Genomic DNA, 26,734 nt, shown 5'->3' with positions numbered 1-26,734 from the left:
ACTGCGCAGCCGTCAGGCGGGCGCGGCCGGTGCTCGGAATCCTCATGGACCACTCGTACACTGCGGTTCCTGCGCGCCGTCCGCGTCCACCTGACGGCTGCTCGCTACGTTTTGTTAGCCGCTCTTAGAACCGAATGGAATAACGCCCGTAAACATTGACTGGTAGGCTTCACGCCCCCCCATCTGGTCATGCGCGGTGATCCAGTTCCAGCGCCTGCACAAGTCATACTCCGTCGCCGGCCGCGAGGTCGTGGCGCTGCATCCGCTCGACCTGCGGATCGGCCCGGGCGAGGTGTTCGGCATCATTGGCCATTCCGGCGCCGGCAAATCGACCCTGATCCGGCTGATCAACCGGCTGGAGGAACCCAGTGGCGGGCGTCTGCTGATCGGCGAGGAGGACATCACTGCGCTGGACGCGGCGGGCCTGCGCGCACTGCGGCGGCGCATTGGCATGATCTTCCAGCACTTCAATCTGTTGTCCTCGCGCACAGTCGCCGGCAACGTGGCCTTTCCGCTGGAACTGGCCGGCACGCCGCGTGCCGAGATCGATGCCCGCGTGGACGAGTTGTTGGCACGGGTCGGGCTGGAGGCGCACGCGGGCAAATATCCAGCGCAGCTGTCCGGTGGCCAGAAGCAGCGGGTGGGCATCGCCCGCGCCCTGGCGACGCGGCCGCAGATCCTGTTGTGCGACGAAGCCACCAGTGCGCTGGATCCGCAGACCACCGCCTCGGTGCTGCAGTTGCTGGCACAGATCAACCGCGAGCTGGGCCTGACCATCGTGCTGATCACCCATGAGATGGACGTGATCCGGCGCGTCTGCGACCGCGTGGCGGTGCTGGATGCCGGCAGGCTGGTGGAAACCGGCCCGGTCACCGAGGTGTTCCTGCATCCGCAGCATCCCACCACCCGGCGCTTCGTCTCCGAGGCCGAGCACGTCGACGAGGCCGCGCTGCACCGCGACTTCGCCGCGGTGGGCGGGCGTATCGTCCGCCTGACCTTCGTCGGCGACGCCACCTATGAGCCGCTGTTGGGCCGCATCGCGCGCGAGACCGGAGTGGACTACAACATCCTCTCCGGCCGAGTGGACCGCATCAAGGACACTCCCTACGGGCAACTGACCGTGGCGTTGACCGGGGGCGACCAAAACGCCGCACGTGCCGGCTTCGTGGCCGCCGGTGTGCAGGTGGAGGATCTGCGCGCATGAACCTGCCGCTGTTTGCCGCTGCAGAAGGCTTCTTCCGCAATCTCGATGCCGCCAAATGGGGCGACATCGGCCAGGCGACCCTGGACACCTTGCTGATGCTCGCCGGCGCCTTGCCGCTGACCCTTTTGATCGGCTTGCCGCTGGGCGTGGCGCTGTTTCTGTGCGGTGCGCCGCAACTGCGTCGTCGGCCGCTGCTATACGGCGTGCTGGCGCTGGTGATCAACCTGCTGCGCTCGGTGCCCTTCATCATCCTGATGATCGCCATGATCCCGCTTACGCTGATGGTGATGGGGACCTCGCTGGGTGTGCGTGGTGCGATCCTGCCGTTGGTCGTCGGCGCCGCGCCGTTCTACGCGCGTCTGGTGGAGACGGCGCTGCGCGAGGTCGATCGCGGCATCATCGAAGCCAGCCAGGCGATGGGTGCCACCATCGGTCAGCTGGTGCTGCGCGTGTTGCTGCCGGAAGCCCGCCCCGGGCTGATCGCCGGTGCCACCGTCACCACCATCGCGCTGATCGGCTTTACCGCGATGGGCGGTGCGATCGGTTCCGGCGGCCTGGGCGATGTCGCCTACCGCGAGGGCTATCTACGCTCGCACTCGGACGTGGCACTGGTGACCGTGGTGGCCTTGCTGATCCTGGTGCAGCTGCTGCAGATGCTCGGCGACCGCCTGGTCGCGCGCTATAGCCGGCGCTGACCGACGGCGGCGGTCGACTGTCCGGCTGTCGGCCGCGCTGCCGCGCCCACCACATCGCTGCATGACTGCCGGTCTGTTAGGTTTGCCATCTGCGGCCGCGCCGTTCTCCCCCCATTTCCGGATCCTGCGTTCATGAGCACAGTTGCGTTTCGAACCCTCCTGCTGGTCGCCACCCTGGCACTGGCCTCCTGCGGTGGCGGCAGCGGCGGCAGCGGTGGTGGCGACACCTTGAGCGTGGCAGCCACTGCGGTACCGCATGCCGAGATCCTCGAGGTGGTCGAGCCGATGCTGAAAAAGCAGGGGCTGCGCCTGGACGTGCGGGTGTTCAACGACTACGTGCAGCCCAACGATCAAGTCGTGCAGAAGCAGATCGACGTCAACTATTTCCAGACCGAGCCCTATCTGGACGCGTATAACCGCGACCGCAAGAGTCAGCTGGTGACCGTGGTGGGCGTGCACATCGAGCCGTTCGGTGCCTATTCGCGCCGCTTCAAATCCTTGGCCGATCTGCCGACCGGGGCCGATGTCGTCATCCCCAACGATCCGAGCAACAACAGCCGCGCGTTGATCCTGCTCGACAAGGCCGGGGTGATCAAACTCAAGGACGCCAGCAACGCGCTGTCGACGCAACGCGACATCGTCGACAACCCCAAGCAGCTGAAATTCCGCGAACTGGATTCGGCGATGTTGCCGCGCGTGCTGGACCAGGTCGACCTGGCGCTGATCAATACCAACTACGCGCTCGATGCCGGGCTCAATCCGACCCGCGATGCGCTGGCGATCGAGAGCAAGGATTCGCCGTATGTGAACTTCCTGGTGGCGCGTGCGGACAACAAGGACGATCCGCGCGTGCAGAAGTTGGCCAAGGCATTGACCAGCCCGGAAGTGAAGGCCTTCATCGAGCAGAAGTACAAGGGCGCGGTCTTGCCGGCGTTCTGAGCCAGTCGCGTCGATGCCGCTGCTGCTGCTCATTCCGCTGGCCGTGATCATCGCGCTGGCGGTGTTTGCGGTGCTGTTTCCACTGTCGTTGCTGCACCGTTTCCGAGTCGGCACCTCCCGCCGACAGGCGCGCGCTGGATGGCTGCTGATCCAATTGGCATCGGCAGCGCTGTCCTGCGTGCTGTTCGCGGTCTCCGCCTTGATCGCTGCCGCCTTTTGGCCAGGAGCGCTCACCCAGGCCGCTATCGGCTGGGGATGCGGGTTGGCGCTTGGCGTGCTGGGGCTGCATCTGACCCGCTTCGAGCGCACCGCACAAGGCCTGTTCTACCGATCCAATCTATGGCTGGTGGCGTCTTTGGCGCTGCTGGTGGTGGTGCGCGTGCTGGCAGGCCTCTTGCAAGGCTGGCGCAGCGTCTGGCATCACGCGCCATGGCCGACGGAGGGCTGGCTGAGTCATGCCAGTCTGCTGGCCGCTGCCGGTGTGGTACTCGGGTATGCGCTGGCCTATGCGGGCCTGCTGTGGTGGCGCTGGCGGCGTGCGCAGCGCTACGGCAGTGTGTATTGGCGTTGAGCGCCGGCTGCCATCTCGGGCCTAGCGCCGTTGAGCCTGGCGCCAAAAAGAAAACGGGCCATCAGGCCCGTTCTCTTTGCAGCGCACGCGTTGGTCTTAGAAGCGTGCGCCGATGCCGAAGCCGACGGTCCACGGATCCAGTTCCAGATCGCTGCCGGTACCGGCGCCACCGACACGCAGTTCCGGACGCGAACGCATGTAGCGCGCATCGGCACGGGCGAACCAGGTCGAATTGATGTTCATGTCGACGCCGACGGTGCCGATCACGCCCTTGGCGGTCGACAGGCCGACGTGGTCGCCGGTGGTGGAGGCGGCGTCGATCTTCTCGTTGCTGAAGTTCGACTCGTAGTAGCCCACGCCCACGAACGGACGGAACACGTTATCGGCCTGACCGAAGTGATACTGGCCGCTGATGACGATCGGCTGCTGCTCGACCGTGCCGACCTTGCCGACGCCGTCGGCAGTGACGCGATGATTGAACTTGTCGGCTGCACCCCACAGTTCCAGGGCCCAGTTATCGTTGATGTAGTAGCTGGCGCTCAGCGTCGGTGCCGGGCCGCCATCGACGTCCAGGCCCGGAGCCGGGTTGTTCTTGGGGTTGAGCAGCGCCACGCCGCCAACCACCGCCCAATGCTTGCCGGAGGCGCTGTCGGCGCTGGTGCTCATCGAGGAGGAGGTGTCGCTGGTGTAGGTGGCGTCCTGCGCGAACGCGGACGGAGCAATCGCAAGTGCGGATACGGCAGCCAGGCTCAGGATGGAAATGGTACGCATGAGGGTCTCCTCGTTTTCTTGTTGGACCCATCGGGTGGGCCGCGCCAAAGCTATTCCTGAAAATCTGAATCCCCGCCGACCTGAAAGGCGCTAAGATTTCGTTTGTTCAGGTAATTCCGCGAGAAGGCCGTGGTTGCAATACGACGGAAGTGCGCGACGTTCACGCAGATGCGGCTGTCGTGACGAAATCTGCGCCACGAAATGGCTTGCCCGCGCATTTGCCAGTGGAATGCCGCGCGTTGGTGCTGGGCTCGATGCCTGGCGATGCCTCACTTTTAGCGCATGCCTACTATGCACATCCACGCAATCGCTTCTGGCCCGTGATGCAAGGTGTGCTGCAGATCGACGCGCAGGCGCCGTACGCGAGCCGGATGCAGGCATTGGCCGATCGCGGCGTCGGGCTGTGGGATGTGATCGCCCGCTGCGAGCGCGTCGGTAGTCTGGATGCAGCGATCGTCGCCGCCAGCATCGAAGTCAATCCGTTCGCGACCGTCTTGCCCGGGCTGCCGCACTTGCGTGCGGTGATCTGCAATGGTGCCGCCGCTGCGCAGGCCTGGAAGCGGCAGGTGCAGCCCAGCCTGTCGCCTGGGCTGCTGAACCTGCCGTTGCTGGCACTGCCGTCGACCAGTCCGGCCAATGCCGCGTGGTCGCTGACACGGCTGATCGAGGCCTGGCAACCGCTGCGTGCCGCGCTCGATTAAGACGCGTGTGCCGCGCGTGGCCGGCGATGCAGACTATCTCCGCCAGAAGTCATCCCTGCCTTAAGCACAGGCTCGCCGTGGCGGCGACGCAGATGATGGAAGCCGCACACATCCGGAGGAAGCAGCCATGGGACGCATCCACGCAAAGATCTTGGTGCTGGGGCTGGCGGTAAGCAGTGCCGCGTTCGGGAGTGGCCAGGCGGCCGCCGCTGACGACCTGCACTGCAACGTCAGCAGCGACTACGACCTGACGCTCAACGACCGTAGCCTGATCCTGATCCGCGACAGCGGTACGCCGCATCGCCTGGTCATGCGCCAGGGAGCATTGTTCGTCGACGACCGCTGGGTCGACCTCAGTGCAGAGGATCGCCATCGCCTGGCGGAGTTCGAGCAGCGGACCCGGGCGATCGTGCCGCTGGCGCAGGACGTTGCACGCGCGGCGGCCGATATCGCCCTCAATGCGCTCGGCGAAGTGGCTGTCGGCTTCAGCCGCGACCCGGCGGCGACCCGGACACAGCTGGCCCGCGTGCGCGACCAGGTCGACTTGCGCCTGCAGCAGAGCTTCAGCAGGCCGCAGCTGACCCCGGTGGAGATCGATGACGAGATCGGCGACCTGGTGGCAGACACGCTGCCGCAGCTGATCGGCGATGTGGTCGCCAGTACGGTCCAGGCGGCCATGACCGGCAGCGATGCGCAGCTGCGCTCGCTCGACGGATTGGATCAGCGCATCGAACGCCTGGTCGAGCCGCAGGCGCGCGCACTGCGGCCGCGCGCGCAGCAGCTGTGCACGCAGATGGAGGCGCTGGACGCCTTGGACAATGCGCTGGCGTATCGTTTGCCGACGGGCGCGCCATTGCAGCTGTTGCAAGTCAATCGACGTTCCGAGCACTAGAGCGGGAGCCCCGCTGCGAACGCTGCATCCTGCGGCGGGCGCGACTTTTTCCGCGCCAATGGTTGGCGCTGCGGCCCCCGGCCGGCCACAATAGGGGTTTCCCCATTCTGTTGCCGGAGTTCCCGTATGGCCGAAATCAAGGAAGCACTTGTCCCCGATATCGGTGACTACAGCGACGTCCCGGTAATCGAGGTGCTGGTGTCGGTCGGCGATACGGTCAGCAAGGACCAGAGTCTGGTCACGCTGGAATCGGACAAGGCGACGATGGAAGTGCCGTCGTCGGTGGCCGGTGTGGTCAAGGAGATCAAGGTCAAGGTCGGCGACAGCTTGTCGCAAGGCGCGCTGGTGGCCTTGATCGAGGTCGCCGAGGGGGGGGGCGAGTCCGCCAAGCCGGCCGCCGCCGCACCTGCGGCCGCCAAGCCGGCGCCTGCCGCGGCACCGGCACCGGCTGCCAAGGCCGAGCCTGCCACCGCGGCAGGTGGGGCGCAGGGTGGCCTGGTCGAAGCGCGTGTGCCGGACATTGGCGACTACAGCGGTGTGCCGGTCATCGAGGTGCTGGTGGCCGTTGGCGATACCGTGGCCAAGGACCAGAGCCTGGTCACGCTGGAATCGGACAAGGCGACGATGGAAGTGCCGTCGTCGGTGGCCGGCGTGGTCAAGGAATTGAAGGTGAAGATCGGCGATGGCCTGTCGCAGGGCGACGTGGTGGCGATCATCGCCGCCAGCGATGCCGGCGCCGGCGCAGCGCAGTCGCCGGCCAAGCCCACCACCGACACCGCCGAGACTGCGGGCAAGGTCGAGCCGGTCGCCGTGCCGGCAGAGCCGGACAAGCTGGCCCAGCGTGAAATCGCCCAGGTGCAGGGCGCGCGGTCCGGCGCCGGCACGCAGGCAGCGCAGGCGGGTCAGCCCTCGGCGGGCAACCCGAGCAGCCCGCCGGTGACCTTCGACGCCGACAGCGTGCTGCCGTCCAAGGTGCCGTATGCCAGCCCGGTGGTGCGCGTGTTCGCGCGCGAGTTGGGTGTGGATCTGAACCAGATCAAGGGCAGCGAAAAGGGTGGCCGCATCACCCGCGAAGACGTGCAGCGCTTCGTCAAGGCCGCGCTCAGTGGCGGCGCCTCTGCCGCGACGGGTACCGCGCCGGCTGGTGGTGGCAATGGCTTGAACCTGCTGGCCTGGCCGAAGGTGGACTTCAGCAAGTTCGGCGAGACCGAGACCCAGCCGCTATCGCGCATCAAGAAGATCTCCGGTGCCAACCTGGCCCGCAACTGGGCAATGATTCCGCACGTCACCCAGTTCGAGTCGGCCGACATCACCGACCTGGAAGCTCTGCGCGTGGCGCTCAACAAGGAAAACGAGAAGGCCGGCATCAAGCTGACCATGCTCGCATTCCTGATCAAGGCCAGTGCCGCGGCACTGAAGAAGTTCCCCGAGTTCAACGCCTCGCTGGATGCCGCTGGCGAAAACCTCACCCTGAAGAAGTATTTCCACATCGGCTTTGCGGCCGATACGCCCAACGGCCTGGTCGTGCCGGTGATCCGCGACGTCGACAAGAAGGGCGTGCTGCAGATCGCGCAGGAAAGCGGCGAGCTGGCCAAGAAAGCCCGCGACGGCAAGCTGGGCCCGGCCGACATGAGCGGCGGCTGTTTCTCCATCAGCTCGCTCGGCGGCATCGGTGGTACGGCGTTCACGCCGATCATCAATGCGCCGGAAGTCGCGATCCTGGGCGTCTCCAAGTCGGCGATGCAACCGGTGTGGGACGGCAAGGAGTTCGCGCCCAAGCTGATGCTGCCGCTGTCGCTGAGCTACGACCATCGTGTCATCGACGGCGCACTGGCCGCGCGCTTCACCACCTATCTCAGCCAGGTGTTGGCGGATATGCGGCGCGTCCTGCTGTGAGGATCGCCTTGCTGACGATCGCGCTGCTGGGCGCATCGCCGTGGACCTGCGCACTGGCGCGCGAATGTGACAGCGCGCTGGGACGCGGTTGGCCGCCGGGTGTCGGCAACTACGGCACTGCGGTCAGTGGTCTGCTGGACGGTTCTGCGGCGCCGGTGCTGTCGGCACTGACATTGCCCACCCGCGGGGTGGAAAGCGGTGTGTCGCTGATGCCGGGCAAGGACGGTGCGGATTGGACGGTGCGCTACAGCCGTGCCGACGAACGCGTCTATAGCTGGGTCAGCCAGGCCGATCGCGGCAGCGTGCAGTTCCGCACCGCGCAGACGCCGGAGACGGTGGAAGTGCCGATCCCCGCGCCGCTCGCCAAGCGTTTGCTCAGCAGCTGGAGCACGGCCTTGGCCCAGCTCGCCCCGGCCGAGCGCAGTGCGCCGGTCAACGAAGGCGAGGTGGTGTCCTTCCAGGTCGATGGTGTGCGCTACAGCGGCGCGCGTCCCAGTTGTGGCGCCGGCGAATTGCTGATGCGCCAGGCCGCGCTACTGATCGAAGCCAGCGAAGGCAAGGAAAAGAAGCGCGACAAGCGCTGGACCCAAATCGAATCGTCGCTGGATGAACTCCAGCAGACGCTAGCCGGCATGGCCGGTTGAGCAACAGGAGAAGCAAATGGCGGTCATTGAAATCAAGGTTCCGGATATCGGCGACTACAGCGACGTCCCCGTCATCGAAGTGCTGGTCGCCGTCGGCGACCACGTGGCCAAGGATCAGGGCCTGGTGACGCTGGAATCGGACAAGGCCACGCTGGAGGTGCCGTCCTCGGCCGCCGGCGTCGTCAAGGAACTCAAGGTCAAGGTGGGCGATACGCTGTCCGAAGGGGCGGTGGTGTTGCTGTTGGAGAGCGAAGGCGAGGCGGCGGCGCCGGCACCGGCGGCCAAGGCCGACACCGCTCCCGCGGCAGCCTCTGCCGGCGCGCCCGGCAGCAAGCCGCCGGTCACCCCCTCGCATCGCGCGCCGGCCGAACCGGCCGCGCCGAAGCCGGCACTGGCCAGCGGCAAGACGGCCGATATCGAGTGCAAGATGGTCGTGCTCGGTGCCGGCCCGGGCGGCTATACCGCTGCCTTCCGTGCCGCCGACCTGGGCCTGGATACGGTGCTGATCGAGCGCTACGCCAGTCTCGGCGGGGTCTGCCTCAACGTCGGCTGCATCCCCTCCAAGGCGCTGCTGCATGCCGCTGCGGTGATCGACGAAGTGGCGCACGCCGACGAGTTCGGCGTGGACTTCGGCAAGCCCAAGATCGCGCTGGACAAGCTGCGCAGCTACAAGGAAAAGGTGGTTGGCAAGCTCACCGGCGGTCTGGCCAGCATGGCCAAGCAGCGCAAGGTGCGTACCGTCACCGGCGTGGCCAGCTTCGTGTCGCCCAACGAGCTGGAAATCGTCGGTGCCGATGGCAAGACCCAGCTGCTGCGCTTCGAGCACTGCATCATCGCCGCCGGCTCGCAGGCGGTGAAGCTGCCGAACTTCCCGTGGGATGACAAGCGCGTGATGGACTCCACCGACGCGCTGGAACTGCACGACATCCCCAAGACCCTGCTGGTGGTCGGCGGCGGCATCATCGGCCTGGAAATGGCCACCGTGTACAGCGCGCTCGGCAGCAAGGTCACCGTGGTCGAGTTCATGGATCAACTGATGCCGGGCGCCGACAAGGACCTGGTCAAGCCGTTGGCCGATCGCTTGAAGAAACAGGGCGTAGAGGTCTATCTCAAGACCAAGGCGGCCCAGGTCAAGGCCGAGAAGAAGGGCATCACCGTCGGCTTCGAAGCGGCGGCCGAGGGCGAGAAGCCGGCGCTGGATGCGACCACCTACGATCGTGTGCTGGTCGCCGTGGGCCGCGCGCCCAACGGCAAAAAGATCGCTGCCGAGAAGGCCGGGGTCAGCGTCACCGAGCGTGGGTTCATTCCGGTGGACCGGCAGATGCGCACCAACGTGCCGCATATCTTCGCCATCGGCGACATCGTCGGGAACCCGATGCTGGCGCACAAGGCCACCCACGAGGGCAAGCTGGCGGCTGAAGTGGCTGCGGGCGAGAAGAAGGAGTGGGTGGCACGGGTGATCCCATCGGTCGCCTATACCAACCCGGAAATTGCCTGGGTCGGTGTGACCGAGACCGAAGCCAAGGCCAAGGGGCTGAAGGTCGGCGTGGCCAAGTTCCCGTGGGCGGCCAGTGGCCGCGCCATCGGCATCGGTCGCACCGAAGGCTTCACCAAGCTGATCTTCGACGAAGACACCCACCGCGTCATCGGTGGCGCCATCGTCGGCGTGCATGCCGGTGATCTGCTCGCCGAGATCGGCCTGGCGATCGAGATGGGCGCCGAAGCCGAGGATATCGGCCACACCATTCACGCCCATCCGACCTTGAGCGAATCGGTCGGCATGGCGGCCGAGGTTTACGACGGCACCATCACCGATCTCTATATCCCCAAGAAGAAGTGATCCCAGCGCCCCCGGCCCTGGCCGGGGGCGTCGTGTGTGCCGAAGGCAGTCGCGTGGGCGCGCTGCTCATGATCCTGCCCAAGCCCGAGCACAGTGCGGCTGATGCGGCCTGTTGGTGATCACGGCACTGCCGCCAGCGCTACGACGAAAGGGCACGCGTGCTATCAGGCCTGGCTGCGCTGCGCGGGTCGGGTGCCGGACACGCCCTATTGTCTAGGCACGAGTCGCGTTTCGCCGCGTGCGCGCCCCAGCGGTCGCAGCGCTGCCCGCACACCCATCAGCCGGCAGGGATCAGCCGCTCCAGCAGCGCTGCCCGCACCGCACGGCGGTGCCGCGTCCAACCCGCCAGCAGGGCGATGCACCGATCCAGCGCGGTCATTCGGCCAGGCGCAGGGCGAGGGTGAGAAGGGCGCTGCAGCTGCAACGACAGTGGCGTACGTGGCGTGAGACCGAAGAGATACATACGTGCCGCCGATGGCAGAGGGAAGGCTGGATCAGCATGCGCGTTGGCCTGCTCGCGGTCCAATGCAAAAGAAAAAGCCCGGCGATAGCGCTGAACTATCGCCGGGCCAAGAAAAGCGTGCTTGCAAGTCCGGAAATGCGTCGTTGATCGGATCAGAAGGCGAAGGTCACGCCGGCGACCGGGCCCTTGAACTCCTGCTTCAGGCCAACCAGGCCGTCGCTGCCCTCGCGGTCGACGTCGAGCTTGAACCAGTCGTAGCCGGCGAAGATGCCGAAGTTCTTGGTGAAGCGGTATTCGGCAATTGCATTGGCACGGCTCAAGTCGCCGTCGTAGTCGCCGAAGTCGCCCCAGCTGGTGTTGAGGTACTGGCCCTGGATGTTGAACAGCCAGTGCTCGCTGGGACGGGCGGTGAAGCGCACGCCGACCACCGGAGCCGCACCGTCTTCGCTCTCGTCCAGCACATCGCCCTGGAACACGCTGCCCAGGTCGGCGTAGGCATTGGCCTCGACCTTGGCGTACTCGGCACCGATCTGCAGGCCCATGCTGAACTGCGGGGTGTCGATCACCGAGTAGTCGTACACCAGGCTGGCGACCTGATACTTGAGTTCGCCCTTGATGAAGCTGCCGGAAGGAATGGTCACGCCGCCGCCGCTGATGTCCTGGCTCAGCGTCTCGCGACGATCTTTGTCGTACTTGAAGTAGTCGAAGATCAGGCGCTGACGGGTGCTGATGCGGAACACGCCGTCGACGCGGGGCTCCCATTCCTTGCCGCCGAGCCGGAAATCTTCGTTGACCGACACGTTATTGCCGGCAATCAAGGTGTTGCCGCGCAGCGTGTTGTCGTTGTCGATGTTCATCGCACCGAGGCGGATCTGGAACCGGTCGTCGGTATCTTCGGCGTGTGCAGGCGCAGCGTACGCTGCTGCCAGGACGCACGGGATGGCCAGTGCGAGCAGATGTTTCATGGGGAGCTCCGTCATCGTGAAAGGCAGGCGTGTACGCCTGTGGTGCGCACTATCGATAACGGCGCGTCCAACAGAAGTGAACAATCTGTCCAACATAAGTGAAGCATCGGATAGCAATCGGACAAAACGGTCCGGAGTGCAACGCACGCCACGTGTCGCCTGTTGCAGCGTGCGACACATCGCAGCAGTGACCAGGATTGGACCAGACGTGGGAAGGTGGGGCGGCGTCGGCAGACGCTAGAAAAACGGGAGCCCCGGCGACCCAGGGCTCCCAGACGCGACCTGCGGCGGTACCTTTCGACGAGGATGTGCAGGCCTCGTGGGTTCTGACCGTTCGACTGTGGCAAAGTTCCGCAGGGTCATCGGAGGCGCTCTGCTGCGCCGCAGCAGCCGTATGACTTGTCCCGGTTGTCTCGCAATTTGTCCAATTGCTATACTTTCGCGGCTCGACGAGGCGCGACTGCGCTTCCCACCCATCCAGACGCAAGGACCCCGTAGTGCTGAACTCCGTTGACGCGGGTCGGCGGTTGATGCTGCGCGCTGCGGTATATCCGCTTGCTGCGGTAGCTATAACCAGTCTGGGGCTGCTCCTGCTCGGGCCCCGTTACGCTGCCGGTGTGGCATTGACCGGGGTGGCGACGGTGGCGGGCGGATGGGTAGCGGCGCGCACAGCGCTGGGCGGTGGAGTGCAGGCGGCAGGTTCGGCCATGATGCGGCTGATCCTGGCGATGGTGCTGAAGTGGGTGTTGGTTTTCGCGGCGCTGACACTAGGGTTTGCCCTGTGGCGGTTGCCTTCTCTGGCCTTGTTGGCGGGTATCGCCATTGGGCTGACTTTTCAGGTTCTGGCCCTGGCCAGACGTTGATTCGAACTTAAAGGGCTCCGGACACATGGCGGGCGAGGCAGCAACACCTACCTCCTACATCCAGCACCACCTGCAGAACCTGGTCTACCCGGTGCGGGAAGGCGGTGGCACGTTCTGGACCATCCATGTCGACACCCTGGTCACGGCGGTGTTGATGGGCCTGCTGATGGTGTTCGCGTTCTGGTTGGCGACCCGCAAGGCCACCTCTGGCGTGCCGGGCAAGTGGCAGGCGTTCGTGGAGATATGCCTGGAGTTCGTCGACCGGCAGGCCAAGGACACCTACCATGGCACCAGCAAGCTGGTGACCCCGATCGCCATCACGCTGTTCTTCTGGATCCTGTTGATGAACCTCATCAAGATGATCCCGGCCGACTTCATCGCCATCCCGCTGGGCTGGGCAGGCATCCATGCCTGGAAGCCGGTGCCGACCGCCGACGTCAATGCCACCTTGGGCATGTCGATCAGCGTGTTCTTCCTGATGATCTTCTTCTCGCTGCGCTCCAAGGGCGTGGGCGGGATGACCAAGGAATTCCTGACCGCGCCGTTCGGCAAGTGGATGGTGCCGTTCAACCTGATCCTGAATACCGTCGAGTGGCTGAGCAAGCCGATTTCGCTGGCGATGCGACTGTTCGGCAACATGTTCGGCGGCGAGATCGTGTTCCTGCTGATCTGGGTGCTGGGCGGTGCAGGCATCGCCGGCATGGTCGCCGGCGGCGCATTCGGCCTGGGCTGGATGCTGTTCCACCTGCTGGTGATTCCGCTGCAGGCCTTCATTTTCATGATGCTGTCGATCGTGTATCTGAGCCTGTCGGAAGACAGTCACTAAAGTTCGCTTCACCCTTTATCCGCTTTACCCGATTCATCCATCACCCTTAGAAACTTTCGTTCGGAGATCACCATGTACCTTGCCGTCCTGACCAACTTCGCCCAGATCCAGAGCTCCACCGCCCTTGCCGTCGGCATCATGATCGGCCTCGCCGCGCTGGGCGCCGGTCTCGGTCTGGCCATCATGGCCGGCAAGTTCCTGGAATCGGCCGCACGCCAGCCGGAACTGATCCCGGTGCTGCAGGTCCGCATGTTCATCACCGCCGGCCTGATCGACGCCGCGTTCATCATCTCGGTCGCGGTCGGCCTGCTGCTGGCCTTCGCCAACCCGCTGTCCGCCGCGTTCGCCAGCGCCGCCGCCAAGGCGCTGGCTGGTTGATCCAGCGGTAGCAGCATGTGGATGCCGTCCCTGCCGGGGCGCATCCACGGATGAAGGTCGGAAAGCGTCGCCGTGCGGCGGCGCTTTCACCCCTACAGAGCGATTGAGCGACCCATGGACATCACCCTTACCATCTTTGCCCAGGCGCTGGCCTTTGCCGGTCTGATCTGGATCGTCGCGACCAAGATTTGGCCGCCGCTGTTGAAGGCGATCGAAGAGCGTCAGCAGAAGATCGCCGAAGGTCTGGCTGCGGCCGACCGTAGTCAGAAGGACCTGGCGCAGGCGCAGGAAAAGGTCAACGAGGCGCTGAAGGACGCACGCACCAAGGCCAACGAGATCATCGACCAGGCCCACGCGCGCGCCAACCAGATCATCGAAGCGGCCAAGCTCGAGGCGATTGCCGAAGCCAACCGTCAGAAGGACCTGGCGCAGGCGGAAATCGACGCATCGGCCACCCGTGCCCGCGAGGAACTGCGCAAGCAGGTCTCGGTGCTGGCGGTCAGCGGTGCCGAGAAGCTGCTCAAGCGCGAGATCGACGCCACTGCACACAAGGCGCTGCTCGACGAGCTGGCGGCGGAGATCTAATCGATGAGCCAGGCCCTTACGCTTGCCCGTCCGTATGCCCGTGCCGCGTTCGCAATTGCGCGCGAGGGCGGCAAGTTCGCGTCCTGGTCCGATGCGCTGGCGTTTTCCGCGCAGGTCGCCGGCGATCCGCGCGTTGCGGCGTTGCTGCTGAATCCGGCGCTGCGCCAGGACCAGGCAGTGACGCTGCTGGCGCCGCAGGCGGCCGGCGAGGACTACCTGCGTTTCCTCGCACTGCTGGCCGAAGCGCAGCGGCTGCCGCTGCTGCCGGAAGTGGCCGGGTTGTTCGAACAACTGCGGGCCGAAGCCGAGCACGTCGTCAAGGCGACGGTGACCTCGGCCACCGCGATGAGCCAGGCCGAACTGGACGCGATCGCCACTGCGCTGAAGAAGCGCTTCGGTCGCGAGGTGGACATCACCACCGCTGTCGATGCGTCGCTGATCGGCGGTGCGGTGATCGACACCGGCGACATGGTCATCGACGGCTCGCTGAAGGGCAAGCTCGCACGTTTGCAGAGCTCGCTCGCCCACTGAATTCACTTGAACGCACGGCCCATGTGGCCGGCACCTAGGACTGAACGATGGCAACCACGCTCAACCCCTCCGAAATCAGCGACCTGATCAAGACCCGCATCGAAACGGTCAAGCTGTCCGCGGAGTCGCGCAACGAAGGCTCCGTGACCAGCGTGTCCGACGGCATCGTGCGCATCTTCGGCCTGGCCGACGTGATGCAGGGCGAAATGATCGAACTGCCGAACAATACATTCGCCCTGGCGCTGAACCTGGAGCGCGATTCGGTCGGCGCGGTGGTGCTGGGCGATTACGAGCACCTGCGCGAAGGCGACGTGGCCAAGACCACCGGCCGCATTCTGGAAGTGCCGGTCGGTCACGAGTTGCTGGGCCGCGTGGTCAACGCACTCGGCGAGCCGATCGACGGCAAGGGCCCGCTGGGCGCCACCCAGACCGCTCCGGTAGAGCGCGTCGCTCCGGGCGTGATCTGGCGCAAGTCGGTCGATCAACCGGTGCAGACCGGCTACAAGTCGGTCGATGCGATGATCCCGATTGGCCGCGGCCAGCGCGAGCTGATCATCGGCGACCGCCAGACCGGCAAGACCGCGATGGCGATCGATGCGGTGATCAACCAGAAGGGCACCGGCATCAAGTGCGTGTACGTGGCGATCGGCCAGAAGGCGTCGACCATCGCCAACATCGTGCGCAAGCTGGAAGAGAACGGCGCGCTGGCCCACACCATCGTGGTCGCCGCCACCGCGTCCGAATCGGCTGCGATGCAGTACATCAGCGCCTACGCTGGCTGCACCATGGGCGAGTTCTTCATGGACCGCGGCGAAGACGCGCTGATCGTCTATGACGATCTGTCCAAGCAGGCCGTTGCCTATCGCCAGATCTCGCTGCTGCTCAAGCGCCCGCCGGGTCGCGAAGCCTACCCGGGCGACGTGTTCTATCTGCACTCGCGCCTGCTGGAGCGCGCTGCGCGCGTGTCCGAGGAGTACGTGGAGAAGTTCACCAACGGTGCGGTGACCGGCAAGACCGGTTCGCTGACCGCGCTGCCGATCATCGAGACCCAGGCCGGCGACGTGTCCGCGTTCGTGCCGACCAACGTGATTTCGATCACCGACGGCCAGATCTTCCTGGAAACCGACCTGTTCAACGCCGGTATCCGTCCGGCCGTCAACGCCGGTATTTCGGTGTCGCGCGTCGGTGGTTCGGCGCAGACCAAGATCATCAAGAAGCTGTCCGGCGGCATCCGCATCTCGCTGGCGCAGTACCGTGAACTGGCGGCGTTCGCACAGTTCGCCTCGGATCTGGACGAAGCGACCCGCAAGCAGCTCGAGCGCGGCCAGCGCGTCACCGAACTGATGAAGCAGAAGCAGTACGCGCCGATGTCCATCGCCAACCAGGCGCTGTCGATCTACGCGGTCAACGAGGGCTACCTGGACGAAGTGCCGGTCAATAAGTTGCTGGCGTTCGAAGACGGTCTGCACGCGCACTTCGCCAACACCCAGGGCGAGCTGGTGAGCAAGATCAACAGCACCGGCGCCTGGGACAACGACATCGAAGCCGCGTTCAAGAAGGGCATCGAAGAGTTCAAGACCACGGGTAGCTGGTAAGAGCCGGGACCCGGGACCCGGGGTCCGGGACCCGCGAAAGCGGAGTCCGTGGACCCCTGGCCTGGGCGCCGGGTGACAATAACGAACCGTGATTCAGGGCCTTATCGGTCCCGGGTCCCGGGTCCCGAGTCCCGAGAAGAGAAATGGCAGGCGGACGCGAAATCAAAACCAAGATCAAGAGCGTGCAGAACACCCGCAAGGTGACGCGCGCGCTCGAAATGGTCTCGGCCTCCAAGATCCGCAAGGCGCAGGACCGCATGAAGACCTCGCGTCCGTACGCGCAGGCGATGAAGCAGGTGATCGGTCACCTGGCGCAGGCCAGCACCGACTACCGCCATCCCTTCCTGGTCGAGCGCGAACAGGTCAAGCGGGTTGGCTACATCGTGGTGTCTTCCGATCGCGGCCTGGCTGGTGGTCTGAACAACAACCTGTTCCGTAAGATGCTGGCCGAAGTGCGTCCCTGGCAGGACAAGGGCGCCGAGATCGACGTGGTCACCATCGGCCAGAAGGCGTCGGCGTTCTTCCGTCGCATCAAGGTCAACATGGTCGGCAGCGTCACCCACCTGGGCGACAGCCCGCGGGTCGAGCAGTTGATCGGGGTGATCAAGGTGATGCTCGACGCCTATGTCGAGGGCAAGCTGGACCGCGTCTATCTGGTCTACAACCGCTTCGTGAACACGATGACGCAGAAGGCCAGCTTCGAGCAGTTGCTGCCGCTGCCTGCCGCCGAGAACAAGGTCGCTTCCCACGATTGGGACTACCTATACGAACCCGATGCCGCGACCGTGCTGGAGCACGTGATGACGCGCTATATCGAGTCGCTGGTCTATCAGGCGGTACTGGAAAACGTGGCGTCCGAGCACGCAGCGCGCATGGTGGCGATGAAGGCGGCCAGCGACAACGCAAGCAAGATGATCGGCACGCTGCAGTTGGTCTACAACAAGGCGCGCCAGGCGGCGATCACCCAGGAAATCTCGGAAATCGTCAGCGGCGCAGCGGCCGTCTGACGACGGTCGCGGGAGCGGGCAGTCGGGATGCGCAGAAGCAGCACGTGCGCTTTACGCATCCTGGCGGGTCTGAACTCCCGAATCACGGATATTGAAGGGCCGACGCGTCGGTCGATCGCATTAAGCTAACCGGAGCAGCAAAATGAGTCAGGGCAAGATCGTTCAGATCATCGGCGCGGTCGTCGACGTCGAGTTCCAGCGCAATGAAGTGCCGAAGGTGTACGACGCGCTGAAGGTCGAAGGCACCGCCATCACCCTGGAAGTGCAGCAGCAGCTGGGCGACGGCGTCGTGCGCACCATTGCGCTCGGTTCCACCGACGGCCTCAAGCGCAACCTGGTCGCCGTCAACACCGAGCGCGCGATCGCGGTGCCGGTCGGTGCCGGTACCCTGGGCCGCATCATGGACGTGCTGGGTCGCCCGATCGACGAAGCCGGCGACGTGCAGGCGTCCGATCATTGGGAAATCCACCGTAGCGCCCCGTCCTACGAGGACCAGGCTTCGACCACCGAACTGCTGGAAACCGGCATCAAGGTGATCGACCTGATGTGCCCGTTCGCCAAGGGCGGCAAGGTCGGCCTGTTCGGCGGTGCCGGCGTCGGCAAGACCGTCAACATGATGGAACTGATCAACAACATCGCCAAAGCGCACTCGGGTCTGTCGGTGTTCGCCGGCGTGGGCGAGCGTACCCGCGAGGGCAACGACTTCTACCACGAGATGAAGGACTCCAACGTCCTGGACAAAGTGGCGATGGTGTACGGCCAGATGAACGAGCCGCCGGGCAACCGTCTGCGCGTGGCGTTGACCGGCCTGACCATGGCCGAGTACTTCCGTGACGAGAAGGATGCGTCGGGCAAGGGCAAGGACGTGCTGCTGTTCGTCGACAACATCTATCGCTACACCCTGGCCGGTACCGAAGTGTCCGCGCTGCTCGGCCGCATGCCGTCGGCGGTGGGCTACCAGCCGACCCTGGCCGAGGAAATGGGCGTGCTGCAGGAGCGCATCACCTCGACCAAGAGCGGTTCGATCACCTCGATCCAGGCCGTGTACGTGCCCGCGGACGACCTGACCGACCCTTCGCCGGCGACCACCTTCGCCCACCTGGATTCCACTGTCACGCTGAGCCGTAACATCGCCTCGCTGGGTATCTATCCGGCAGTGGATCCGTTGGACTCCACCAGCCGCCAGATGGACCCGCTGGTGATCGGTCACGAGCACTACGACACCGCCCAGCGCGTGCAGCAGACCTTGCAGAAGTACAAGGAGCTGAAGGACATCATCGCCATCCTCGGCATGGACGAGTTGAGCGAAGAGGACAAGCAGGCCGTGTCGCGCGCGCGCAAGATCGAGCGCTTCTTCAGCCAGCCGTTCCACGTCGCCGAAGTGTTCACCGGCTCGCCGGGCAAGTACGTGTCGTTGAAGGACACCATCCGCGGCTTCAAGGCGATTTGCGACGGCGAATACGACCACCTGCCGGAGCAGGCGTTCTACATGGTCGGCGGCATCGAAGAAGCGGTCGAGAAGGCCAAGAAGATGGCTGAGAAGGCCTAACAGCCGGGCCGCCGACCTCCTGGTCGGCGATCCTTACTGCCAGTGGGACGGCCCACTGGCAGCAGAACCGTCAAGGTGGGCCTCCGGGGCCGCACACATCGGGAAGGGAGCGCGCTATGACGGCCGCGCTCCAGCACCCGGTTTCCAGGCCCCGGGTCCCGCGTCATTCAAGTGAGGCAGTATGAGCACTATCCGTTGCGACATCGTCAGCGCCGAGCAGGAGATCTTCCACGGCGAGGCGACGCTGGTCGTGGCCACCGGTGAGCTGGGCGAGCTGGGTATCGCGCCCAAGCATGCGCCGCTGATCACCCGCCTCAAGCCGGGCAAGGTGGTGGTGACCACTGCCAGTGGCGAGCAGTTGGACTTCGCCATCTCCGGCGGCATTCTGGAAGTGCAGCCGCAAGTGGTGACCGTGCTGGTCGATACCGCGGTGCGTGCGCAGGACATCGACGAGGCGGCGGTCCGCAAGGCCAAGGAAGAGGCCGAGCGCTTGCTGGCCAACCGCGGCGATGCGGTAGACGTGGCCCAGGCGCAGCGTCAGCTCGCCGAAGCGACCGTCCAGTTGCAGGCCCTGGAGCGCCTGCGCCGCACGCTCAAGCATTGAGCCAATCGCTGCGCAGCACAAAAACGCCGGCCCATGGTCGGCGTTTTCGTTTTCGGCGATGGCGTTGTCCACCTGCCACGTGCCTGCAAAGATGCGTCTGCGACACTGGCGACGGTGCTGCTGTCGGGGTTGGTTGACCCCACCCAGGCGCGGCGGTGTATCCATTCGTACGAGGAGCAAGCGATGGCCGGTCTGAGCGCGGTGTTGCACAAACAGGTATTGGGTGCGGCCTGCATGGCAGTACTTTTGGGGTGTGCGCTGCCGGCACGCAGCACGCCCGCGCTGGATCCGTTGCTGGACCGGGTGGTCGAGCGCAACGCGATCGGCGACGAAGTGGCGCTGAGCAAATGGGATAGCGGCAAGCCAGTGCTCGACCAGGCGCGCGAAGCGGCGGTGCTGCAAAGCGTACGCGACCAGGCGCCGGCGCATGGCGTGGATGCCGACGATGCGGCGCGTTTCTTTGCCGCGCAGATCGAAGCCAACAAGAGCGTGCAGTATGCCTTGCTGCAACGTTGGCGCGAGCGGGGCCGGGCGCCCGATACCGCGCGGCCGGACCTGACGGCATTGCGCGCGCGACTGGATCAGTTGCAGGGCCAACTGCTGGATGCGCTGGCGCAAGCGGCCGCTGCGCGCGCCGAACCGGAGTGCCCGCGGGCGACGGCGCGCGCGGTCTCGCACTACGCGGCGCAGTGGCAACTGGATGCGGTCCATCACGCCGCCCTGGTCCGCAGCATGGGCGATTTCTGTCGCCAGCCCTGATGGAGGCGGCGGTGCGCTTGCCGTGGGGGCATCGCGGCAGGCGTTCCGTGGCAGGCGGTTGCGCGGTAGGCGCAGCGCTTGTCGAGGCCACCGTCGTGCAACGCTGCGCTGCGACGGTCGCCCGGAGAGCAAGCGTTCTTCTTCTTGCGCCGGCGCATGACCCGCAGCGCCCGGCGTCGCTGCCCAGGCCGATGACCGGGCGCTGCTAGCGATAGACCAGGTGGCGGCCCAGGAAGAACGAGATCACCGCCAACCCGCCCTCGACGATGGGTTTGGCGAGCCAGGCCTGGCGCAGGCCGACCAGATCCACCGTCGCTGCCAGCAGCCAGGTGCTGATGACGGTCAGGCCGACCCACATCACCGCGAAACGTGCGAAGCGCTGCCATCCCAGGCGTGCATCGCCGGCCTGCGCAAAGGTGAAGCGGCCATTGAGCCAGAAGCCCAACGTGGCGCCACTGACGCGTCCCAGCAGATTGGCCGGGATGGCTGGCAGACCGGCGGCAGTGGCGGCGATGAAGATCGTACAGTCCACCGCCAATTGGATTGCGCCAATGACCGCGAACTGGCTGCCCTGGCGGACCAGGCTGGTGGAGGGGCGGTGCTTCATGGGCGCACATGCTAGCCGCAGCCGCGCGTAAGAAGGTGTCATCGGCCGCCATGCGGTCGCCGTGAGCGACGTCGCCACGGCGCAGCGGTAAAATCGAACGCCCCGTGTCCTTGGAAGCACGCGATGCATCTGCCTCTCCATGTCGTGATCCTGGCTGCCGGCGAAGGCAAGCGCATGCGTTCGTCCCTGCCCAAGGTACTGCAGCCGGTAGCCGGGCAGCCGATGCTGGCGCATGTGATCGCTACCGCCCGGCAGTTGCAGCCGGCAGCGATCCACCTCGTGCATGGCCATGGCGGTGCGCAGGTGCAGGCGGCGTTCGCCGCGCAGAGCGATCTGCAGTGGGCCGAGCAGCGGCAACAACTCGGCACCGGCCACGCGGTTGCGCAGGCGATGCAGGCCATTCCCGATGCCGCGACGGTCCTGGTGCTGTACGGCGATGTGCCGCTGATCCGTGCCGAAAGCCTGCAAGCGTTGCTGCAGTCGCCTGGCCGCATCGCGGTGCTGGTGGCCGATCTGGCCGATCCCACCGGCTACGGGCGCATCGTGCGTGATCCGGAGGGCAAGGTCGCCTCGATCGTCGAGCAGAAGGATGCCGACGATGAGCAGCGACGCATCCGCACCATCAACACCGGCATCCTGACCGCCGAGTCCACCGCCTTGCGTCGTTGGCTTGGGCGTCTTTCCAACACCAATGCGCAAGGCGAGTTCTATCTGACCGATGTATTCGCCAGCGCCGCCGCCGAGTTCACCCCTGCGGACATGGTGCATGTCGCCGACCCGACGGAGGTCGAGGGCGCCAACGATCCGTGGCAGCTCGCTCAGCTCGAGCGTGCCTGGCAGCTGCGTGCGGCGCGCGCGTTGTGCCAGCAGGGCGTACGCATGGCCGATCCGGCGCGCGTGGAGCAGCGTGGGAGCGTGCAGGTAGGACGGGACGTGCAGCTGGACATCGACGTGATCCTCGAAGGCGAGGTGGTGCTCGGCGATGGGGTGGAGATCGGGCCGTTCGTCCGCCTGCGCGATGTCAGGCTGGGGCCGGGAACGCAGGTGCGTGCGCACTGCGACCTGGAGGGCGTGGTCACCGAAGGCGCGGTGCAGATCGGGCCGTTCGCACGCTTGCGCCCGGGCACGGTGCTCGCCGATGGCGTGCACATCGGCAACTTCGTCGAGACCAAGAAAGCCGTCATGGGCGTTGGCAGCAAGGCCAACCACCTGACCTATCTCGGCGATGCGGTGATCGGCAGCAAGGTCAACATCGGCGCCGGCACTATCACCTGCAACTACGATGGCGTGAACAAGTCGCAGACCACCATTGGCGACAACGCGTTTATCGGCTCCAACAGCGCCTTGGTCGCGCCGCTGGAGATCGGCGCTGGCGCCACCATCGGCGCAGGATCGGTGATCACCCGCAGTGCGCCGCCAGGCAAATTGACCTTGACCCGCGCCCGGCAGGACACCATCGACAGCTGGGAACGCCCGGGCAAGAAAGACTGAGCACGGCCAGCAGGCGATGGTCGCGTTGTCGCTCGGTTCTAGAGCGTGTTACGCACTTTGAGCTGAGATGCGTTGGCCGTCAGCGGGGCGGAGCGGGTGCTGCGTGGCTGTAGTCAAGGCAAGCGGCGCGGCGCACGTTCCGTGCCGCTGACGGCCCACCCTCCGTTGAGCGTCCTATGGCGCGCCGAGACCGGGTTGCGGGCCTTGCCCACGGCAGCCTGGGCCGCAGCACCTTTTGTCTCACACGGTACAAAACACTCCGCACTCACCTCAACGTGCGCGTAGTACACCTTAAGCGCCGTCGTCGAGCGATGCGGCCAGCGGTAGCGCAAGCGTCACGCACAGGCCGCCGCCGTCGCGGTTATGCAACGACAGCCGGCCGCCGTGCGCTTCGACGATTTCGCGCGTCAAGGCCAGGCCCAGGCCGGTGCCGTTGCGCTTGGTCGAATAGAAGGGCATCAGTGCGTTGTGCAACACCGCCTCGTTCATGCCGCTGCCGCGATCCATCACCTCCACGCGCAGCCAGTCCGGGCGCGTTGACACGCGCACGCGCACGTCCTCGCTTGGTGTCTGGCCCTCCGGCAGGGATTCGTGCGCGTTCTTGACCAGGTTGAGCAAGGCCTGCTGCAGTTGCGCCGGGTCGACACGACTATGCAAGTCGGGCGCCTCCATCTCCAGCGCGAACGGGATCTGTTGCTGCAACCCAGCCAGAAACTGCGCCCACTGCACGGTTTGCAGCTGCGGCTGCGGCAGTTTGGCGAAGCGCGCATAGCCACGGATGAAGCCCTCCAAGTGTCGGGCGCGCTCCTCGATGGTGCCGAACACTTCTTCCAGGCGGTCGAATTTCTGCCGGCGCACCAGTTCGGCGCCGGAATGCGCCAATGAAGCGATCGGTGCCAGCGAGTTGTTGAGCTCGTGGCTGATGACCCGGATCACCTTCTTCCAGGTATGCACCTCCTGACGGCGCAACTCGGCGGTGAGCAGGCGGATCAACAGCAACTCATGCGGGCGTCCATTGAGATGGAAGCGCCGCCGCGACAGGTGATAGATCTGTTCTTCTTCCGGGTCGGAATCGTCGCCTTCGGTGACGAAGAGGCTGTCGCCGCCACGGGCGATCGCTTCGCGCAAGGGCGCCGGCAGACTCAGCAACAGATCGTCCAGGCGCTGGCCTTCCAGCTTCCAGCCGCCGTGCAGGAGCTTGCGTGCGGCCAGGTTGGAGAACGCCACCCGACGCAAGCCGTCGCCGCCCTTGGCGATCAGCAGCATCGCCACCGGGGTGTTCTGCACCATGGTGTCGAGCATCAATTCACGCTGCGCCAGGCCCTGACGCTGCTCGCGCAGGATCTCGCCCAATTGCGCGTGGGCGGCGACCATTTCGCCGAGTTCATCGTCGCCACGCCAATGCACACCGAAGTTGTATTCGCCGTCGCGGTAACTGCTGACGGTGCCAGCCAGTGCCCGGAACAGCGACCGCATCGGCGCGGTGGCACGCCGCAGCGTCCACCACATCAGCGCCAGCAGCACGACTGCCGATGCCGTTACCACCTCCCAGCCGCGGTCCATCCAGTAGGCCAGCAGCCACGGCAATGCGGCGGCCAGGGCCAGCACCGGCAGCAGGCGCAGGAACAGCGACACGGTGAAGGAGCGGCGCAGTTTCATTCGCGCGGGATACCGTAGCGGTCCATGCGTCGGTATAGCGCTTGCCGGCTCATGCCCAACTCCGAAGCGGCCTGCGCGATGACGCCATTGGCACGTGCCAACACCGCGACGATACGCTCGCGGTCGGGCTCGGCGACCGCGACGCTGACACTGCGGACCGGCATGGACCTGGGAAAGTTGAAGTCGGTGGGCTCGATCTGCGGGCCGTCGGCCAGCAACTCCGCACGCTGGACCACGTTGCGCAGTTCGCGCACATTGCCTGGCCAGCTGTGGCGCTGCAGCGCCTGCCGGGCGCCGGCGGACAGCCGCTTGTCGCCGGACAGGAAATGCTCGGCCAGCGGCACGATGTCGCCGGGGCGCTCGGCCAGCGCGGGCAGCGACAGCTCCACCGCGTTGAGTCGGTAGTACAAGTCCTCGCGGAACGTGCCCTCGCGGATCATCTGAGTGAGATCGGCGTTGGTGGCGCTGATCACCCGCACCTTGGCCTGACGTTCGCGATTGGAGCCCAGCCGCTCGAAGCGTCCGGTCTCCAGCACGCGCAACAACTTCATTTGCCCGCTCAGCGAGAGGTTGCCGATTTCGTCCAGGAACAGCGTGCCGCCATCGGCGGCTTCGAACTTGCCCTCACGTAGCTTGTTGGCACCGGTATAGGCACCGGCCTCGGCGCCGAACAACTCGGCCTCGATCAGGTCGGCAGGAATTGCGCCGCAGTTCAAGGCCACGAACGGACCATGGCGCACCGCCGAGTTGGCCTGGATGATCTCGGCAATCTTCTCCTTGCCGCTGCCGTTGGGGCCGGTGATCAGCACCGGCAGCGGCGAGCGGGCCACCTGGCAGGCCAGGGCGATGGCGCGTTCGCTGGCAGGGTCGGCGAACACCGCGCCACGCAGATCGTAGCGCTGGGCCAACTGTGCGCGATGGCGGCGCTCGCCATCGCGGCGGCGCTCCAGTTCGTGACGTGTCTCGGCCAATTCCAGCAGGTTGTTGACGGTGGTCAGCAGCTTGCGGTCGTCCCACGGCTTGGCCAGGTAGTCGGCGGCGCCGGCCTTGACCAGCTCCACCGCACTGCTGAGCTGGGTCCAGGCGGTCAGCAGGACCACCGGCAGATCCGGGTATTGCGCGCGGATCGCCGCAAACAAGGCCACGCCTTCCTCGCCGGAGGTGGTATCGGCGGTGAAGTTCATGTCCTGCAGCACCAGGTCGATGTCGCCCTCGGCCAGACGTTGCAGACCAGCCTGCGGGCTGTCGGCATGGACGGTGTCGATGTCGTGCAGGGAGAACAGGACTTCCAGCGCGGTGGCGACGGCGGGGTTGTCGTCGATGATCAGCAGGCAGGGCATCAGGGACCTTGGGCGCGAGTGGGTGTGCCAGCGAATGGAAGCGGACCAGGTGCATCATCGCAGCGCGCGCGCGGCTTGTCGTGCACCCACCGGACAGTCAGGCGCTGCGCGTGGCGACCGCCGGCGGCACGCGGGTGGCGCGCCGCGCCGGCCCGAGTACCGCGAGCTGGCCGAGCAGCCACAACGCCAGTGCGCCGACGGGCAAGTACCACAGTGGCAGTCGTGGCAGTTCGTAAGCGCTCATCAGATACAGGTTGGCGGCGTAGGCCAGCAGCATGCCCAGGACGATTCCGGCGCTGGCGAGCAGGAGGTTTTCCAGCTGGAAATAGCGCAGCACCTGGCCGCGGGTGGCGCCGAGCGCGCGGCGCACGCCGATCTGCTTGGTGCGCTGCTGCACCCAGAAGCTGGCCAGGCCGACGATACCCAGCGCGGTGATCAGCAGCAGCATCGCGCACACCCCGACCAACAGCCAGGCCATCGCATGGTCGTTGCGGTAGTAGCCCGCGCGCGCCTGCTGCACGGTCATCGTGCCGTTGTCCTGGATCATGCGCTTGGGCCCGTGCGCCAACAGCACAGTTCGCGCCTGCTGCAGCACCGCTTCGCGCTGTGCCGGATCGGTCACCCGCAGCAGGTAGGTACCGTTGGTGTAGGGCATGTTGACCGGGAACAGCATCGCGTCCTCGTAGTCGGCGGACGTGCCGAAGTCGCGCGGCTGCACCAGGCGCTGCACGATGCCGACGATGCGGTGCTCGCCGAACACATGGATGCTGCGGCCCAGCGCGGTACCGTCGGGGAACAGGCGCTGCGCCAGCGCCTGGCTCAGGATGACCGACGGCAGCGTGCCGGTATCGTTGGGGTTCTGCAGCCGCGCGTAGTCGAGGAATTCGTCAGGTTGGAACCGACGGCCGGCGACCAGGGTCAGCCCGAGCGTGTCCAGCAGCTGCATGTCGCCGAAGTAGTTGGTGGCGCGCAGGGTGCTGCGTTGCTGGTCGGCGCGCAGCGAGATACCGCTAGAGCTGACCGTGCTGCCGAATATCGGTTGATTGACGACGCTGGCCTGGCTCACGCCGGGAATGCGACGCAGGGCATCCAGATCTTCGCGCGTCAGCGCGATGCTGTTGTCGTTCTTGGTCACGCTGCGGATGCGCACTTGCACGAGTTGCTGCTCGACCGCGCCAGTGGGGCGTTGCATGCGTTCCAGGCGTAGGTTGATCAGGAACAGCGCGTTGCACACCACCGCGCAGCTGAAGGCGATCTCCAGCACGATGAGCAGTGCCGCGATCTTGTGCTTGCGCAGGCTGGAGAGAATGGGGCGGATGTGCACGGCTGATGGTCCTGAAGGAAAGGGCGGGCGCGGGG

At 65.8% G+C, this 26,734-nt stretch carries 26 protein-coding genes and 1 other RNA gene; 21 read left to right on the top strand and 6 right to left on the bottom strand.

Annotated elements, in window-relative coordinates; translation table 11 throughout:
• Positions 1-44: 44 nt before the first annotated feature.
• The 5 genes from CKY51_RS14985 (at position 45) to CKY51_RS14965 (ending at position 3,409) form a co-directional block, all read left to right on the top strand.
• A non-coding RNA gene (locus CKY51_RS14985) (sX9 sRNA) lies at positions 45-120 on the top strand.
• Between the two features lie 76 nt (positions 121-196).
• On the top strand, positions 197-1,204 hold the full coding sequence (locus CKY51_RS14980; RefSeq protein WP_022970808.1) for a methionine ABC transporter ATP-binding protein: 1,008 nt from the start codon (positions 197-199) through the stop codon (positions 1,202-1,204).
• Complete coding sequence (locus CKY51_RS14975; RefSeq protein WP_022970809.1) at positions 1,201-1,899, top strand: methionine ABC transporter permease; 699 nt, start codon at positions 1,201-1,203, stop codon at positions 1,897-1,899. The genes CKY51_RS14980 and CKY51_RS14975 overlap by 4 nt, the downstream gene beginning before the upstream one ends.
• 132 nt (positions 1,900-2,031) lie before the next feature.
• Entirely contained in the window at positions 2,032-2,838 is an 807-nt protein-coding gene (locus CKY51_RS14970) for a MetQ/NlpA family ABC transporter substrate-binding protein (protein WP_152249450.1), read from the top strand.
• A 13-nt stretch (positions 2,839-2,851) separates the two neighbouring features.
• Positions 2,852-3,409 carry a CcdC protein domain-containing protein gene (locus tag CKY51_RS14965; protein WP_022970811.1) on the top strand — a complete coding sequence of 186 codons (558 nt, stop codon included), beginning with the start codon at positions 2,852-2,854 and terminating at the stop codon, positions 3,407-3,409.
• A gap of 96 nt (positions 3,410-3,505) precedes the next feature.
• Here the strand turns inward: CKY51_RS14965 and CKY51_RS14960 are convergent, their stop codons facing one another.
• Positions 3,506-4,180 (bottom strand): OmpW/AlkL family protein, encoded by a 675-nt coding sequence (locus CKY51_RS14960; RefSeq protein WP_022970812.1) that lies wholly within the window; start codon positions 4,178-4,180, stop codon positions 3,506-3,508.
• A 149-nt stretch (positions 4,181-4,329) separates the two neighbouring features.
• Between CKY51_RS14960 and CKY51_RS14955 the strand changes: the two genes are divergently transcribed.
• From CKY51_RS14955 to lpdA, 5 genes are all read left to right on the top strand, one after another.
• Complete coding sequence (locus CKY51_RS14955; protein WP_031338403.1) at positions 4,330-4,881, top strand: DNA-deoxyinosine glycosylase; 552 nt, start codon at positions 4,330-4,332, stop codon at positions 4,879-4,881.
• 127 nt (positions 4,882-5,008) lie between these two features.
• Positions 5,009-5,773, top strand: coding sequence for a DUF2884 family protein (locus tag CKY51_RS14950; protein WP_022970814.1), 765 nt, complete (start codon positions 5,009-5,011; stop codon positions 5,771-5,773).
• Between the two features lie 126 nt (positions 5,774-5,899).
• Positions 5,900-7,669 (top strand): dihydrolipoyllysine-residue acetyltransferase, encoded by a 1,770-nt coding sequence (locus CKY51_RS14945; protein ID WP_152249449.1) that lies wholly within the window; start codon positions 5,900-5,902, stop codon positions 7,667-7,669.
• Complete coding sequence (locus CKY51_RS14940; protein ID WP_031340433.1) at positions 7,666-8,313, top strand: hypothetical protein; 648 nt, start codon at positions 7,666-7,668, stop codon at positions 8,311-8,313. The genes CKY51_RS14945 and CKY51_RS14940 overlap by 4 nt, the downstream gene beginning before the upstream one ends.
• A 16-nt stretch (positions 8,314-8,329) precedes the next feature.
• A complete protein-coding gene (lpdA, locus tag CKY51_RS14935; RefSeq protein WP_152249448.1) occupies positions 8,330-10,153 on the top strand; it encodes a dihydrolipoyl dehydrogenase in 1,824 nt (607 codons plus the stop codon).
• A gap of 615 nt (positions 10,154-10,768) precedes the next feature.
• On the opposite strand, the gene CKY51_RS14930 is transcribed toward lpdA, so the two are convergent.
• Entirely contained in the window at positions 10,769-11,581 is an 813-nt protein-coding gene (locus CKY51_RS14930; protein WP_170292336.1) for a hypothetical protein, read from the bottom strand.
• Positions 11,582-12,078: 497 nt separating this feature from the next.
• On the opposite strand from CKY51_RS14930, the gene CKY51_RS14925 reads away from it, so the two are divergent.
• The 10 genes from CKY51_RS14925 (at position 12,079) to CKY51_RS14880 (ending at position 20,278) form a co-directional block, all read left to right on the top strand.
• Positions 12,079-12,444: a hypothetical protein gene (locus CKY51_RS14925; protein ID WP_022973578.1), complete on the top strand. Its 366-nt coding sequence runs from the start codon at positions 12,079-12,081 to the stop codon at positions 12,442-12,444.
• Positions 12,445-12,469: 25 nt separating this feature from the next.
• Entirely contained in the window at positions 12,470-13,270 is an 801-nt protein-coding gene (gene atpB / locus CKY51_RS14920; RefSeq protein ID WP_022973577.1) for a F0F1 ATP synthase subunit A, read from the top strand.
• Positions 13,271-13,342: 72 nt separating this feature from the next.
• A complete protein-coding gene (gene atpE, locus CKY51_RS14915; RefSeq protein ID WP_022973576.1) occupies positions 13,343-13,648 on the top strand; it encodes a F0F1 ATP synthase subunit C in 306 nt (101 codons plus the stop codon).
• Between the two features lie 114 nt (positions 13,649-13,762).
• Positions 13,763-14,233 (top strand): F0F1 ATP synthase subunit B, encoded by a 471-nt coding sequence (locus CKY51_RS14910; protein WP_022973575.1) that lies wholly within the window; start codon positions 13,763-13,765, stop codon positions 14,231-14,233.
• A 3-nt stretch (positions 14,234-14,236) separates the two neighbouring features.
• On the top strand, positions 14,237-14,764 hold the full coding sequence (locus CKY51_RS14905; RefSeq protein ID WP_022973574.1) for a F0F1 ATP synthase subunit delta: 528 nt from the start codon (positions 14,237-14,239) through the stop codon (positions 14,762-14,764).
• Positions 14,765-14,811: 47 nt separating this feature from the next.
• On the top strand, positions 14,812-16,359 hold the full coding sequence (gene atpA, locus CKY51_RS14900) for a F0F1 ATP synthase subunit alpha (protein ID WP_022973573.1): 1,548 nt from the start codon (positions 14,812-14,814) through the stop codon (positions 16,357-16,359).
• 143 nt (positions 16,360-16,502) lie between these two features.
• Positions 16,503-17,366 (top strand): F0F1 ATP synthase subunit gamma, encoded by an 864-nt coding sequence (atpG, locus tag CKY51_RS14895; protein WP_152249447.1) that lies wholly within the window; start codon positions 16,503-16,505, stop codon positions 17,364-17,366.
• 142 nt (positions 17,367-17,508) lie between these two features.
• The gene (gene atpD / locus CKY51_RS14890) at positions 17,509-18,915 is read left to right on the top strand and encodes a F0F1 ATP synthase subunit beta (RefSeq protein ID WP_152249446.1); all 1,407 of its coding nucleotides are present in this window, start codon (positions 17,509-17,511) and stop codon (positions 18,913-18,915) included.
• A 181-nt stretch (positions 18,916-19,096) separates the two neighbouring features.
• Positions 19,097-19,519, top strand: a complete 423-nt coding sequence (locus tag CKY51_RS14885; RefSeq protein ID WP_022973568.1) for a F0F1 ATP synthase subunit epsilon — start codon at positions 19,097-19,099, stop codon at positions 19,517-19,519.
• A gap of 183 nt (positions 19,520-19,702) precedes the next feature.
• The gene (locus CKY51_RS14880; RefSeq protein ID WP_031340424.1) at positions 19,703-20,278 is read left to right on the top strand and encodes a chorismate mutase; all 576 of its coding nucleotides are present in this window, start codon (positions 19,703-19,705) and stop codon (positions 20,276-20,278) included.
• A gap of 205 nt (positions 20,279-20,483) precedes the next feature.
• On the opposite strand, the gene CKY51_RS14875 is transcribed toward CKY51_RS14880, so the two are convergent.
• Positions 20,484-20,885, bottom strand: a complete 402-nt coding sequence (locus CKY51_RS14875) for a GtrA family protein (protein ID WP_022973566.1) — start codon at positions 20,883-20,885, stop codon at positions 20,484-20,486.
• Between the two features lie 123 nt (positions 20,886-21,008).
• On the opposite strand from CKY51_RS14875, the gene glmU reads away from it, so the two are divergent.
• Positions 21,009-22,376 (top strand): bifunctional UDP-N-acetylglucosamine diphosphorylase/glucosamine-1-phosphate N-acetyltransferase GlmU, encoded by a 1,368-nt coding sequence (gene glmU, locus CKY51_RS14870; RefSeq protein ID WP_022973565.1) that lies wholly within the window; start codon positions 21,009-21,011, stop codon positions 22,374-22,376.
• 291 nt (positions 22,377-22,667) lie between these two features.
• Here glmU and CKY51_RS14860 read toward each other — a convergent pair whose 3' ends face one another.
• The 3 genes from CKY51_RS14860 to CKY51_RS14850 form a co-directional block, all read right to left on the bottom strand.
• Entirely contained in the window at positions 22,668-24,035 is a 1,368-nt protein-coding gene (locus tag CKY51_RS14860) for a sensor histidine kinase (protein WP_022973564.1), read from the bottom strand.
• Complete coding sequence (locus CKY51_RS14855; protein WP_022973563.1) at positions 24,032-25,375, bottom strand: sigma-54-dependent transcriptional regulator; 1,344 nt, start codon at positions 25,373-25,375, stop codon at positions 24,032-24,034. The genes CKY51_RS14860 and CKY51_RS14855 overlap by 4 nt, the downstream gene beginning before the upstream one ends.
• A 97-nt stretch (positions 25,376-25,472) precedes the next feature.
• Positions 25,473-26,699: an ABC transporter permease gene (locus CKY51_RS14850; RefSeq protein ID WP_022973562.1), complete on the bottom strand. Its 1,227-nt coding sequence runs from the start codon at positions 26,697-26,699 to the stop codon at positions 25,473-25,475.
• Positions 26,700-26,734: the final 35 nt, after the last annotated feature.

The organism is Xanthomonas maliensis, from assembly GCF_009192945.1.
In the GTDB taxonomy this organism is placed as follows: domain Bacteria; phylum Pseudomonadota; class Gammaproteobacteria; order Xanthomonadales; family Xanthomonadaceae; genus Xanthomonas; species Xanthomonas maliensis.
This window is presented reverse-complemented; position numbering and strand designations above follow the sequence as displayed.